13 protein-coding genes are annotated in these 13,470 nt (G+C 65.6%); 4 read left to right on the top strand and 9 right to left on the bottom strand.

Going from position 1 to position 13,470, the window contains the following annotated elements; all coding sequences use genetic code 11:
• Positions 1 to 3: 3 nt before the first annotated feature.
• The 4 genes from VF34_RS11060 to VF34_RS11045 all read right to left on the bottom strand — a co-directional run bounded on the left by VF34_RS11060 (position 4) and on the right by VF34_RS11045 (position 4,598).
• Entirely contained in the window at positions 4 to 1,077 is a 1,074-nt protein-coding gene (locus VF34_RS11060) for a M4 family metallopeptidase (protein WP_032364515.1), read from the bottom strand.
• Positions 1,078 to 1,167: 90 nt separating this feature from the next.
• Positions 1,168 to 1,917, bottom strand: a complete 750-nt coding sequence (gene surE, locus VF34_RS11055) for a 5'/3'-nucleotidase SurE (RefSeq protein ID WP_032369346.1) — start codon at positions 1,915 to 1,917, stop codon at positions 1,168 to 1,170.
• Positions 1,914 to 2,867 carry a 1-phosphofructokinase family hexose kinase gene (locus VF34_RS11050; RefSeq protein ID WP_045841424.1) on the bottom strand — a complete coding sequence of 318 codons (954 nt, stop codon included), beginning with the start codon at positions 2,865 to 2,867 and terminating at the stop codon, positions 1,914 to 1,916. Before VF34_RS11050 ends, surE begins: the two co-directional genes overlap by 4 nt.
• A gap of 57 nt (positions 2,868 to 2,924) precedes the next feature.
• Positions 2,925 to 4,598 (bottom strand): phospholipase D family protein, encoded by a 1,674-nt coding sequence (locus tag VF34_RS11045; RefSeq protein WP_045841647.1) that lies wholly within the window; start codon positions 4,596 to 4,598, stop codon positions 2,925 to 2,927.
• Between the two features lie 54 nt (positions 4,599 to 4,652).
• On the opposite strand from VF34_RS11045, the gene VF34_RS11040 reads away from it, so the two are divergent.
• Entirely contained in the window at positions 4,653 to 5,501 is an 849-nt protein-coding gene (locus VF34_RS11040) for an aldo/keto reductase (RefSeq protein ID WP_027494425.1), read from the top strand.
• A gap of 72 nt (positions 5,502 to 5,573) precedes the next feature.
• On the opposite strand, the gene VF34_RS11035 is transcribed toward VF34_RS11040, so the two are convergent.
• Both VF34_RS11035 and VF34_RS11030 read right to left on the bottom strand, forming a co-directional pair.
• The gene (locus VF34_RS11035) at positions 5,574 to 6,212 is read right to left on the bottom strand and encodes a 3-oxoacid CoA-transferase subunit B (RefSeq protein ID WP_027494424.1); all 639 of its coding nucleotides are present in this window, start codon (positions 6,210 to 6,212) and stop codon (positions 5,574 to 5,576) included.
• The gene (locus tag VF34_RS11030; protein ID WP_027494423.1) at positions 6,209 to 6,970 is read right to left on the bottom strand and encodes a CoA transferase subunit A; all 762 of its coding nucleotides are present in this window, start codon (positions 6,968 to 6,970) and stop codon (positions 6,209 to 6,211) included. Before VF34_RS11030 ends, VF34_RS11035 begins: the two co-directional genes overlap by 4 nt.
• 141 nt (positions 6,971 to 7,111) lie before the next feature.
• On the opposite strand from VF34_RS11030, the gene VF34_RS11025 reads away from it, so the two are divergent.
• Positions 7,112 to 7,894 (top strand): IclR family transcriptional regulator, encoded by a 783-nt coding sequence (locus VF34_RS11025; protein ID WP_230072931.1) that lies wholly within the window; start codon positions 7,112 to 7,114, stop codon positions 7,892 to 7,894.
• Here VF34_RS11025 and VF34_RS11020 read toward each other — a convergent pair.
• Together VF34_RS11020 and VF34_RS11015 are read right to left on the bottom strand one after the other, a co-directional pair.
• Positions 7,891 to 8,145: a hypothetical protein gene (locus tag VF34_RS11020; RefSeq protein ID WP_045841422.1), complete on the bottom strand. Its 255-nt coding sequence runs from the start codon at positions 8,143 to 8,145 to the stop codon at positions 7,891 to 7,893. The genes VF34_RS11025 and VF34_RS11020 overlap by 4 nt on opposite strands.
• 9 nt (positions 8,146 to 8,154) lie before the next feature.
• The gene (locus VF34_RS11015; protein ID WP_231578214.1) at positions 8,155 to 9,120 is read right to left on the bottom strand and encodes an arsenic resistance protein; all 966 of its coding nucleotides are present in this window, start codon (positions 9,118 to 9,120) and stop codon (positions 8,155 to 8,157) included.
• A 211-nt stretch (positions 9,121 to 9,331) separates the two neighbouring features.
• Between VF34_RS11015 and VF34_RS24320 the strand changes: the two genes are divergently transcribed.
• Positions 9,332 to 11,374, top strand: coding sequence for an HNH endonuclease signature motif containing protein (locus VF34_RS24320; RefSeq protein ID WP_052718661.1), 2,043 nt, complete (start codon positions 9,332 to 9,334; stop codon positions 11,372 to 11,374).
• 55 nt (positions 11,375 to 11,429) lie between these two features.
• Here VF34_RS24320 and VF34_RS11000 read toward each other — a convergent pair whose 3' ends face one another.
• Complete coding sequence (locus VF34_RS11000) at positions 11,430 to 12,575, bottom strand: NADH:flavin oxidoreductase (protein ID WP_045841421.1); 1,146 nt, start codon at positions 12,573 to 12,575, stop codon at positions 11,430 to 11,432.
• Between the two features lie 65 nt (positions 12,576 to 12,640).
• Between VF34_RS11000 and VF34_RS10995 the strand changes: the two genes are divergently transcribed.
• A complete protein-coding gene (locus VF34_RS10995) occupies positions 12,641 to 13,462 on the top strand; it encodes a sulfurtransferase (protein ID WP_045841420.1) in 822 nt (273 codons plus the stop codon).
• Positions 13,463 to 13,470 lie beyond the last annotated feature (8 nt).

Raw genomic sequence — 13,470 nt, 5'->3', positions numbered from 1 at the left:
CGATCACACCCGATCGTCGCTCGGCTCCCGTGTTGACTGAACTCCCACGGTAGACCAACCGGTGGCCACGGCCCGGGCGACGTCGGAATCGGTACCGAATCGCTTCTGCGCTGCGAGCAGCGTCGCCGCGGAGAAACCCGCGAAGTCGACCGTCGGTGCCAGACCCCCGACAGTCATGGTGTCGAACCAGACCTGCCCGACGCGATCCCACGCCGGGCCACCCAACGTGGTTGCGGCGACGGCGAACGCGCGGTTGGGAATGCCCGAGTTAATGTGCACACCGCCGTCGTCCTCGGTGGTGACGACGAAGTCGTCCATGCTCGCCGGCTGTGGGTCCTTGCCGAGTACATCGTCGTCGTACGCGGTGCCGGGCTCGAGAAGCGAGCGCAGCGCCTTGCCCTGCACCGCGGGCAGGAACAGACCTTCGCCGATCAACCACGACGCGTCCTCGGCGTTCTGCTTCGCGGTGTACTGCTCCACGAGTGCACCGAACACGTCGGAGATGGACTCGTTCAGTGCGCCGGCCTGGTCCTTGTATTCGAGCGGGGTGGTGTACTGCGTGAACCCGTGCGCGAGCTCGTGCGCGATGACGCCCAGAGAAACGGTGAAGCGGGCGAACACTTCGCCGTCGCCGTCGCCGAACACCATGCGAGAGCCGTCCCAGAACGCGTTGTCGTAGTCCCGGCCGTAATGCACCGTCGCATCGAGGGGCAGGCCGCTGCCGTCGAGACTCGAGTAGCCGTACACCTCGTCGAAGAACAGATACGTGGCACCGAGACCGTCGTATGCCTCGTCGGTCGCAGCATCACCGGTGGGATCCTCACCCTCGGCGCGAACCTGCTGACCCGGGAGGTCGCGGGTCGCTTTCGCATCGGAGATGGTGCGTTCGAGGGTGCCGCCGGTCCGCGGTGCGATGGCGGTACGTGCCTGGACGACCTCTCGGCCCGCCCGCATCTCGCGGTCGGCCAGCAGAGTCGCGCGGGCACCGGCTCCCTGCAGACGCTCGAGCAGAAACGGTGGAACTACGCCATGCGAGTGGAGCCTGCGGAACGATCCGGAATCGGTATCTTTCGTCATGTGCGGTGACCCCCTAGGTCCGTGGCATGTGCGGTGATGGTTCCCAGTGTGCCCGAGGGCACCGACACATTCGGGTCCACCGCACCGAGCTCACTCACGCAGCGTCGACAGATCGATACTGTCCACCTCGCTCGGGGGACGCAGCGCGGTGACGGTCGCCCAGTTCCGGGCCAGTAGGGAGGCGTCGGAGTCGTCGTCCTCGGCGTGGATTTCGTCGAACCGGACGGTGACGAAATCTTCTCCGCGATCGCCTATTTCGGCCTGCACCGCGCCGTATCGGGCCAGCGAGGCCGGAACGATCCCGGCGAAATCCGACCGTGCAACGTCGGGAATGTTGACGTTGACGACCGCATCGACGGTCAGATGCGAGATCATCCATGTCACCGCCAGATGCGCGACGTGTTCGGCGGTGTCCCAGTGCGACGGCCGGGTGGCGAGCGACGACAGCGCCATGGCGGGAACCCCGTGCGTCAATGCGGTCAGCGCCGCGCCCACCGTGCCCGAATGCAGTACGGCTGCACCGGTATTGGGGCCGTGATTGATGCCGGAGAGGACGACGTCGGGTGGATCGCCGAACGCACCTCGAGTGGCGACGAACGCGATGAGGGCCGGTGAGGCCTGTACCGCATACACTTCGACACCGCGCAACCCCTCGATCTCGGTTCGCCCGATACCGAGGTGATCGTCGACGCCCATCCCCGTCAACGATGCACTGGCACCGCTGCGTTCTTCATGGGGAGCGGCCACCACGACGTCGAGGCCGGCGTCGAGCGCGACCCGCGCCAGCAGCGCGATGCCTGCGCTGTCCACACCGTCGTCGTTGGTGATCAGCGCCCTCATTTCTTGCCCGCCTTGCCGTACGGACGCACGTCGACCGATTCGGTGAGTCCGAGAACCAGGTCTTTCCGGCCGCTACCGAGGCCGCGGCGGGTGACGTTGGCAGTGCCCGCGCCGCCGCCAAGGCGGAGCGCCTCCGGCATCGACAGTCCCTGAGCGATTCCGGCGGCGATGCCGGCGCTCATCGAATCGCCTGCGCCGTGGTGGTCGACCATCTGTAGACCCGGGGTGACGATCTCCAGCACGTCTCCTTCGACCAACGCCAGGGCGGGGTCTCCCGCTCGGGAGATCACGACCACCTCGGCACCGTCGTCGTGCATCTTTTTCATCGCGTCGATCAGGTGCTTCGGGTCCTCGGACTCGGCTCCGCCGTCGGCAATGAGGTCCTCGTGGCTGACCTTGAGCACCGTGAGGCCGCCGGCGAGGGCGGCCAGCATGGTGGGGCCCGACAGGTCGGCGACCACCGGGACCTCGAGTGCGCGCAGGTCGGCACACAGCCGCTCGTACACCTCCGCAGGCACGATGTTGTCGGCGTGCGGACCGCCGAGAATTGCCACGTCGCTGCGGGCACCGGTGGCCAGTGCCGCGCCGAACAGGTCGTCGAGCGCGTGCCTGGCCAGCGGCGGCGGATCGACCGTGGCCAGTACCTCGCGCTCTCCGCTGCGGCGATCGTGCACGTAGGAGCCGCTTTCCTGGCCGATGTCGACGGAGACGACGGATATGCCCTCACTCTCGACGATGCCGCGCAGTACGGCACCGATCTCGCCGCCGAACACCCCGGCGAGTGTGACATCGAGACCCAGCACCGACGCCATCCTGGCGATCCAGTGACCCTGACCGCCCGCGTGCACGTGCAGTTCGGTACTGCCGTTGGGGGCAGCGTCGAGGGTCACCGTCAGTAGTGGGGACGGCGCAAAGACGAGCGCGCTCGGTGCGCGAGAGGAGGTGGACATCGTGAGCGAATGCCCGATATGTCAGGTCCGAAACAGCTACAACTCGAAAACGTCGACTCAGAATCGACGACGCAGGCGCATCCCGATGGGGCGTCCGTCAGGGTCGACGAACAACCGATAGGCGAGTGCGGCGAGTCGCTGCTGCCAGACGGGCGGCACCGTGATCTCGTGCATTCGCAGACGGCCGACGGGCCGGGGTTTCGCGGACGGGTTGCGGTGCCAGTTGTCCAGGGCCGTCGCGCTCGCCGAGATCACGTCGAAGAACTGCTGCGGGTCGACGAGGTCGGCGTCGTCGCCGTCGGTCCGCCCGAGGTGTTCGCGGATCAGTTCGAGTCTCAGGTTGCGCGCGTGGGTTCTGGCACCGTCGCCGAGGCCCGCTGGGTCGAGCGGTGCCCGATCGTCGCGCTGCTCGTCGACGATGGCTGCGGTCAGCTCCGAATCATGGGTCCATGAACGGCGATTGAAGTTGTCCGACCCCACTGCCGCCCACACGTCGTCGATGATGCAGACCTTCGAGTGCACGTATACCGGTATGCCACGGTCGTTTTCGATGTCGAGTACCAGTACGCGGTCACCGCCGGCTGCGCGGATGACCCCGAGCGCCGCCGAGTGTCCCAGCAGCGCAGAGGGAATGGTCAAGTTGCTGTCGTCGTCGAGGTGCTTGGGCACCACCACCACCAGCCGCAGGTTCGGCTTGCGGCGCAGTGCCGCGGCGAACACGCGCGCGACGTCGACGGACCACAGATATTGGTCCTCAATGTAGATCAGCTCGGTGGCACGGTCCAGGGCTTTGGCGTATGCGCGGGCCGCGCTGCGCTCGCCTCTCGTCGCGAACGGGTAGGCGGGTCGTCGACGCGGGTAGGTACGCAGCAGCTGAACCGAGCACGTGCCCTGCGGCTCCGGGGCGGCGGCAGCGGGTGGCAACTCCGACGGTTCACGCGTGACTCCGCGCAGGAAATCGGGAATGGCGTGCCACGGTAGACGCGAGAGCGCCGCGGGATCTTCCCACCGTTCGCGGAAGACGTCCTCCACATCCCGGACTGCGGGCCCCTCGATCTGCACCTGCACGTCGTGCCACGCCGGAATCTCGCCGTACTCGGGCGGGAAGGGGCGCGAGACGGGATCACCGAAGTGATCGGCGTCGTCGCGTCGAGCACGGGCCAGATCGATACCGCCCACGAAAGCGACGTCGGGCAGATCTTTCCTGCCGTACCGCACGACCACGAACTTCTGATGGTGGCTTCCGGTGACCAGCACGCGCTGGTCCAGAATGACCTCGCCGCCCGCCTCCTCCAGCCGCAGCGCGAGCTTGCGGTTCTTCGGACCGGTGAAACCGAGGGTTTCCATGTGGGAGCGCCACACCATGCCCTTGACGACGCCACCGCGGTGCGCGACGGCGGCCAGCGCATCCTCGACGGTCACGCCGTCGTCGGTGAGCAGCTGCTCCGGGTCCCCGCGCCAATCGGTGAAGAGCACCAGATCGTCGCGCTCGGTCTGCTCGAGGGCCCGTGCGAGTGCCGCGAAGTACGTCTTGCCGTGCACGAGGTTCTCGACGCGATTGCCCTCGGTCCAGGCCGAAATTCGGGTGTCGTCGTTGCCTCGCTCGGGCGCGGTCAGGAACCATGGGTGCCCCGGATCGAAACTGCGCTCGGGAGCTGTCAGAGCAGAGGTGGACCGACCGAATTTCTCGGCAACTCCGTCTACGACGCGCCGGATGCGCTGCACTATCACGATGGCATTGTTCCACCCGGTTTGAAGGCCACAGTGGGCGGGCACCCCGGCGATATGACTCAGGTACCCAACGTCACGCTCAGAAACGGCAAGCAGATTCCCCAGCTCGGTTTCGGCGTCTTTCAGATCGACGCCGACGAGACCGCGAAGGCCGTCGAAACGGCGCTCGAGATCGGCTACCGACACATCGACACCGCGCAGATGTACGGCAACGAGAAGCAGGTCGGCGAGGGCATTCGCAACTCCGGCATCGACCGCGAATCGGTGTTCGTCACCAGCAAGCTCAACAACGGTTTCCATCGGCCCGACGACGCGCGCTCGGCGTTCGACAAGACGCTCAGCGACCTCGGGACCGACTACGTCGATCTCTTCCTCATCCACTGGCCGCTGCCCACCCGGTACGACGGCGACTTCGTCTCCACGTGGAAGACGTTGGAGGAGTTCGCCGCCGACGGCCGGGCCCGCAACATCGGCGTCTCGAACTTTCAGCCCGCTCACCTCGATCGCCTCGCCGAAGAGACCGAGACGGTCCCCGCGGTGAACCAGATCGAGGTGCACCCGTACTTCGTCAACCACGACGTGTGGGCCTACGGCCGCGAACATGCCATCCCTACCGAGGCGTGGTCGCCGATCGCTCAGGGCAACGTTCTCGACGACGCGGAACTGAAGCGAATCGCCGACGCCACAGGCAAATCCGTCGCACAGGTGGTGCTGCGCTGGCATATTCAGCGGGGCAACATCATCTTCCCGAAGTCGGTGACACCGGAGCGCGTGAAGGCCAACTTCGACATCTTCGACTTCGAGCTGAGCTCGGCCGACGTCGATGCGATCACTGCACTCGACAAGGGCGAGGAAGGCCGGAACGGTCCGAATCCGGACACGTTCGACATGATCCCGGACTAGAACGTAACACTGTGGGCCCGAACGTCTTCGGACGTTCGGGCCCACAGTGTTGTTCGAACGGCTGTCGGTGCTTCAGTGCTTCAGGGTTGATCCGGTGGCGGCGATGACCTGTTCGGTGGTCACGCCCGGTGCCAGTTCCACGAGCTCGAGCGTGCCGTCGCCGACGACGTCGATGACGGCCAGGTTGGTGATGATGCGGTCGACGACGCCCTGGCCGGTCAGCGGCAGGGTGCACGCGTCGAGGATCTTCGGATTGCCGTCGCGGTCGGTGTGTTCCATGACCACGATGACGCGTCGAGCCCCGTGCACCAGGTCCATCGCGCCGCCCATGCCCTTGACCATCTTGCCGGGGACCATCCAGTTGGCGAGGTCGCCGTTACGGGAGACCTGCATGCCGCCGAGAACGGCTGTGTCGATGTGGCCGCCTCGGATCATGCCGAAGCTCAGCGACGAATCGAAGTACGACGCACCGGGATTGACGGTGACGGTCTCCTTTCCGGCATTGATGAGGTTGGCGTCGACCTCGTCCTCGGTGGGGTAGGGGCCGGTGCCGAGGATGCCGTTCTCCGAATGCAGAGTGACGTTCACCTTGTCGGTGAGGTAGCCCGGGATCAGCGTCGGCAAGCCGATGCCGAGGTTGACGTATTCGCCGTCGACCATCTCGGCCGCTGCACGCTCGGCCATCCGGTCTCGGGTCCATCCTGCGGTCATGCTCGAACTCCTGAACTGACGGTGCGCTTTTCGATGCGCTTGTCCTGTGGACCGGTATGTACGACACGTTGGACGAACACTCCGGGAAGATGCACCTGGGCCGGGTCGATTTCGCCGGGCTCGACGAGCTTCTCCACCTGAGCGATGGTGATCCTGCCCGCCATCGCTGCCAGCGGATTGAAGTTCATCGCTGTCTTGTCGAACACGAGATTGCCTGCGGTGTCGCCGATCTCGGCATGCACCAGAGCGAAGTCGGCGTTGATCGCCTCCTCGAGCACGTAGCGTTTGTTGCCGAACACCCGTGTTTCCTTGGGCGGTGACTCGATCGAGACGGAACCGTCGGCGTTGTAGCGCCACGGCATTCCGCCGTCGGCGATGGGGCTGCCGACCCCGGCGGGGGTGAAGAAAGCGGGAATGCCGGTGCCGCCGGCGCGGAGACGTTCGGCGAGCGTGCCCTGCGGTGTCAGTTCCACTTCGAGTTCGCCGGCGAGGTACTGCCGGGCGAACTCTTTGTTCTCGCCGACGTACGACGCAGTGACGCGGCGAATACGTCCGGCTGCCAACAGAATTCCCAATCCGTAGCCGTCGACGCCGCAGTTGTTGGAGAACACCTCCAATTCGTCCGCGTCGGTGTCGGCGATGGCCTCGATGAGGGCATCGGGGATGCCGCACAGGCCGAAGCCGCCGACCGCGATGGTCGCTCCTCTACCGATGTCCGCCACCGCGTCGGCTGCGGAGTCGTAGGTCTTTCCTGTCACGTGAACTCCTGATGTGTTCGTTGAGCAAACGATGGGTCCAGTGAACTCGACCAGCGCGCATCGCGGCTGTTTTAGGAAATTCTGCTCGAATGTCGAACATGAAGTGCGTCAGCGTTCACTCAGTGGACGTACAGTGGTGCGGTGACTGTGCTCGATGCCAACGCAGGCGTCATCGCCAAAGTGTGTGCTCTGCTGCGTGCCGCCAGTGCGGCGGAGGCGACCGGTACCTCGACCACCGAGTTGGCGAGGTCCGCTGGAGTTGCGCGCCCGACGGCGCATCGGTTGTTGACGGAACTGGCCGACGAGGGATTCGTCGACCGCGATACGGCGACCGGACGGTGGGCACTGGGACCGGAAATCTACCTCCTCGGCTCCATGGCCGCGTTGCGCTACGACGTCACCGATCAGGCCCGAGATATCGTGCAGGACTTGGCAATGCGGAGTGGTGAGAGCGCGTTCCTGTCCGCGCGTCGAGGTGGTGAGACGGTGTGTCTGCTTCGGGTGGAGGGCAGCTTCCCGCTACGGTCGCATGTGCTGTACGAGGGCATCCGATTACCGCTCGGGGTGGCCTCCGCAGGCTTGGCCGTTCTCGCCCATCTCCCGGACCGCGAGGTGGACGACTACCTGGACGGCGTCGATCTGGTGCCCGAGTGGGGAACCGATCATTCGGAGTCGGCCATTCGCCACCGGATCGAGCTGACGCGATCCTCGGGCTACGCCGTCAACCCGGCGTTGCTCGTGGAAGGCAGCTGGGGACTGGGCGCGGCGGTGTTCGACCGCGGCCGCAGGCCGGCATGGGCGTTGAGTCTGACCGGTGTGGAAACGAGATTTCGAGAGGACAGACGTCGGGAGTTGGGAAAGATGCTGCTCGACGCCGCGCACCGGCTCACCCTGCAGGTGGGCACCCGTCCCGATCCGATCTAGCCGTCCAGTTCTTCGAGAATGTCTGCGGCATCCTGGCTTCCGCCGGCTGCCAGTCGCTGCAGTTCGTCGCGGTCCTCGCGCTCTCCGGCGCGTTCGACGAGCATGTCGACGGCGTCGCTGTTGCCGGCTGCGGCAAGTGAACGCAGATCGTCGACGGTGCCCTGCTCCACCAATTCGTCGATCGCGTCCTGGTCACCGCCCGCAGCCTGTGCACGTAGCGCGGTCAGGTCGGATGGCGTGGGTTCGGTCATGTACGGAGTCTAAGTCGCCCGTGCGAGGCGAGGAACAATTCTGACGTACGCGATCATGCCGATCAGCTCCACCAACGTCTGCGTCACCACGACCACTGCGGCGAGGGAAAGAGCCGGCGGCAGCGCGAGCGCGAGAGGCAGCACCACCAGCGAGTTCCGGGTCGCCCCGGAGAAGATCAAAGCCCGGGTCGCGGGCACGTCCTGGCGGGTGACCCGAGCCGTCGCGAGTCCCACGACGGCCATGACGACCAGGAACGCCACGAAGATCGGCACTGCTGCGATCAGCTGAGATGCCTCGCTGCGGACTGCGTCGACCTGAGATGCGACGACGACTGCGAGGGTCGCCATCATGATCGGCACCATTGCCGCTGCCATGGCGTCCATGATGCGAGTGCCGAGGCGTGTGCGTCGTGCCAACCATTGCGTTGCCGCAGCCGATGTCAGTGGCAGCGCGATCAGTAGGACGAACGCCTCGACGAACGGTGCGACGTCGATGATCTTCACCAGGTCGGGTCCGACGAACAACCAGAGGTAGAGCGGCAAGAACGCGATCTGCAGCAGCATCAGTAATGGAGCAGCGGCGAGAAGTCGTTCCGATGCCGCCCCGGCCAATCCGCTGAAGACGATGACGTAGTCGATGCACGGAGCCAACAGCACGAGAAGTATCCCGACGAGCACCGCTTCGTTACTCGCAACGAACCGGGTCAGTGCGAACACGACGATCGGGACGAGTACGAAATTGAGCACCACGACGCTCAGCAAGAAATTCCGGTCGCGTAGCGAATCGCCGATGGCGGAGAACGGAACTGCGAGGAACGTTGCGTAGAGCAAGACGATCAGCACCGGATTGATGGCGATCTCGAATGCGGGAGCCGATGCCGGTGCCGCCAACCCGACAACAACTCCGACGGCCAACGCCAGTAGATACAGCGGGATCTGGAACTTCTCGAGCCACGCCACTGCCGAACCGGTCACGTGGTACTCGTCGATGAAGTGCAGAGGGTGGGCACGTACCGAGGATAGGCGTTGTCGAGTATTCGGGGGATGTGGCTCGGGTACGCGATCATCGCCGCGTCGGTCCGACGACCTGGGGTTCGACGGGTCCGGCGTTCTTGTCGGTGGGTCGGGATACTCTTCTTTCAGTTCGAACATGCGTTCTTGTTTCGATTCACTGGGGGGTGAAGAGATGGCGATACCGACGGTGTCGTTGGATGCGTTGACCGCTGCTGCGCGGGAAGAGAATCGGCTGGCGGCTCGCAAGATTTCCGCGTGCTACGACGTCCATCGGAGCTGGATCACTCTCGACACCAAGCACAAGCACTACAGCCGGTATGGGCGCACCGAGATGGCGGTGGCGTTGGGGTGTTCGGCGACGGTCGCCGAGGCGTATGTCTCGGTCGGGGTCGCCCTGCACACTCGACTGCCGCTGGTGAAGAAGGCATTCGAGGCTGGGGAGATCGACCTTCCGCGAGTGAGGGTGGTGTGCCGGATCCTCGACAACCTCTCGGACGGCATCGTGAGGTCGGTCGAGGACGAGATCGTCGAGGCGGCCCGACGGTCGTCACCGGGGCCTTTGGAGAAGGAGATCTGGGACATTCTTCTGCGGGTCGCGCCGGAGGAAGCAGCAGCGTTGCGGGAGTTCGCGAAAAGGTTCCGCAATGTTTCCTACGCCCCGGCTGGGGAGTTGGCGCGGATCCGAGCAGAATTGACCGCCCCCGAAGCCGCGGCCGCATGGCAGCTCCTGGAGGAAATGGCCGACACACTCTGCCCGAAAGACCCACGCGGCAAACAAGATCGGCTGTGTGACGCCTTCATGGCCCGGATGCACGGAGAACCCAGGCTGGTATGCCTGTGCCAACGAGCGGACTGCCCGAAGAAAGATGCAGAGCTGCCGGATCGTCGGGTGCCGTTGACGATGGTCACTGTCGACATCGCAACGCTGATCGGACTGCTCGCGAACCCGGCGTACCTGGCCGGGCACGGATCCATCGATCCCGACCTCGCGCGGGCATTGGCGCGCAACAGTCACTGGCAGGTCCTGCTCACCGAGGCGGTGACGTTGGCAGAGAAACTCGGACTGGCAGTGCAGAACCCGGAAACCGGGGAATGGGAACAACGCTCGGCAGAAACCACAGCCGAGCCGAGTGCGACAGAGCCCGAGCCGGCAGAGCCTGACGCGACACAAACCAACGCGGAACCGAATGCAGCGAAACCGGATACGCGAGTAACGCGGACGGATACTGGCACTGGCACTGGCACTGGCACTGGCACTGGCACTGGCACTGGCACTGGCACTGCAACGAACACAGCAGCGCCACTACCGTCGATACCGCCGCCTTCGGTACCGCCACCGTCGCTACCGCCACCGTCGCTACCGGACCCAGGACCGCATCCCGGCGCAGGGCCGGGCCAGGGTTCGGGTTCGGTTGCCGCAGAATCGCATTCGAAGCCAGACTCTTCACCGCCTGAGCCGACCGACTACGACGAGACCCAGCACCGGCAACGACGTCGGAATGCCTTGGCGTCCTCTGCAGCCCTGTTCTGTACTCACACACCCGTCGGCAGGGGCACACGGCACAGCTCTGCCCTAGACCTATCCTCGGAGGTCCGCCCCGACAACCCGACGATCCGCCCCGCAGGCCGCACCGCACAGCGCACTTCCTCAGGCATCTATATCGGTAACGCATCCCTGGCCGCAGCGCTCGAAGCCGCCATCGCCGCCGACCCCACTCTCGGCAAGTCCGTCGGGCGCGACCCCCTCACCGACCGAGCCCTGATCTACCGGCCCGACGCCCTCACCACCGCCGCAGTCCGGCTACGCGACCGCCATTGCCGTTTCCCCGGCTGCCACCGACCTGCGGAACGCTGCCAACTCGACCACGTCGCTCCGTTCGACCACGCCAATCCACTCGGCGGCGGCTGGACGACAGTCAACAACCTCCAATGCCTCTGCGAATACCACCACAGCGTCAAGACCGCCGGCTATTGGAAAGCGGTCATGCTCCCCGGTGGTGCCATCCTATGGACCTCCACCTCGAAGACCACCCGAATCACCCTGCCCGCCAACGGAACAGCCGTACCCATCATCGGGAACGACCTCCGGCCGTACATACCCACCAAACCCAAACGATCCGGCATCGTCGCCTACCCCGACCCACCGGACAACCCGACACCGACACCGCAGCCGGAGCCGAACGACGAGGAAGACGACACAGCACCACCGTTCTAGGCGCGTGCCCAAAACGATGGTGCCGGTGCGAGATGACGTGGTGGAGCTGTAAGCGCTAGACCAGGTTCCGAATGTGGTCGCGCGTGAATTCGATGCGCTCGTCGACGCGGCCGTCGCCGACCTTGTTCACCCACTCCGGATCGGAGAGCAGCGCGCGTCCGACAGCCACCAGATCGAACTCGCCGTCCTGGAACTGGCCCGCCAGCGCGTCCAATCCCGTCACACCGGAGGCCGCGTCCTCCGACCATGCCGAGGTGAACACCGAATCGAGGCCCACGGAGCCGACGGTGATGGTCGGAACGCCGGTGAGCTTGCGCGTCCAACCGGCCAGACCGAGCTTGCCGTCCACTCCGTCCAGTTCGGGGAATGCCGGATCCCAGTGCCGACGAGTCGAAGCATGCAGTACGTCCACGCCTGCGTCGACCAGCGGCGTGAGGACGCGATCGAGTTCGGCCGGGTTCTCTGCGAGTCGAGCGTCGAAGTGGTTGCTCTTCCACTGCGAGAAGCGGTACACGATGGCAAAGTCCTCACCCACCGCGGCGCGGATCGCGGCGACAACCTGTGCGGGGAAGCGGGTCCGGGCCTCGAGAGATCCGCCGCATTCGTCGTCACGCACATTGGTTGTTGCCCAGAGGAATTCGTCGAGGAGGTAACCGTGAGCACCGTGCAGTTCCAGGCCGTCGAAGCCGGTGTTCTTCGCGTTGACGGCAGCCTGGACCCAGTGCGAGGTCAGTTCGTCGAGGTCGGCGTCGGTGAAGGCGCGACCGACGGAGGAGCCGTCGAGAGCGATGCCGGACGGGCTGACGGTGGTGACGTCGGGGAACAGGCGTGGCTCGGTGCCGCGCTCGACCCCCAGGTGCCACAGCTGGGGGATGATCGCGCTGCCCTCGGCGTGGACCGCATCGACGACGCCCTTCCATCCTTCGAGGCTGGCGTCGCCGTAGATCCTCGGTACGCGGGTGTGCGGTCCTGCGGCGGGGTCGGGGATGTACGTGCCCTCGGTGATGATGAGGCCGGTGCCGCCTGCTGCACGTTTGCGGTAGTACTCCGCCACGTCCGGGCCGGGGATGCCGTCGGGCGAGAACGCCCTCGTCATCGGGGCCATCGCGAAGCGGTTACGCAGCTTCAGCGACTTGACCTCGAACGGCTCGAAGAGCCCGGCGGTGGACAGGTGCGGTGTTGTCGTTGCAGTTTCGGTCACGCCTGCGCACAACCTGGCCGGAGTCCGAGCTATTCCCCCTCCCGGACTGTTAGCGTCGAAACATTATGAGCCAGTCGCCGCTGATATCAGCTTCCGAATTGCACGGTCTGTTCGAGATGGGTCGCGGCCCAGTGGTCCTGGACATTCGGTGGACCCTTCAAAACGGTAGCGACAGAGCAGGTTACGAGGCGGGGCACATCCCGACCGCGCAATTCGTCGATCTCGGTACGAAACTGGCGGCACCGCCAGACGATCGTGGTCGCCATCCGCTGCCCGACGCGGATACGTTCGTTGCGGCGATGCGAGGAGCCGGAGTCGGCGACGATTCCGCGGTGGTGGTCTACGACGCGGGGCCGGCAACTGCGGCTGCGCGGGCCTGGTGGTTGCTCCGCTACTTCGGCCACCGGGATGTGCGCGTCCTCGACGGCGGGTTCGCGCGATGGGTCGACGAGGGCTATTCCGTCGGCACCGAGCCCTCGATCGTGGCGGCTGGATCGTTCACGGCGCGGCCGCCGCTGGCCCGGGTCCTCGAAGTCGGGGACGTGCTCGACTTCGCACGCGAGAACGTCCTGCTCGACGCCCGCGCACCCGAGCGATTCCGCGGCGAGGTCGAGCCAGTCGATCCCGTGGCCGGCCACATCCCCGGGGCGGTCAACAGGCCGACGACCGACAATGTCGATTCCGACGGGCGCTTCCTGCCCCCGGAGGTACTCGATGGCGCATTCGGTGGACTCGTACCGAAGGGAAAGGACGTCGCCGTCTACTGCGGCTCGGGCGTGACCGCTGCACATCAGGTTCTCGCACTGGAGTTGGCAGGCATCGATGCCGCGTTGTATCCCGGCTCGTGGTCGGGTTGGATCACCGATCCGACGCGGCCGAGGGCATGACACACCGG

Source organism: Rhodococcus sp. PML026, from assembly GCF_000963615.1.
Classification (GTDB): Bacteria; Actinomycetota; Actinomycetes; order Mycobacteriales; family Mycobacteriaceae; genus Rhodococcoides; species Rhodococcoides fascians.
The sequence above is the reverse complement of the archived record's forward strand: the minus strand, read 5'-3'. Positions and strand labels throughout refer to the sequence as shown.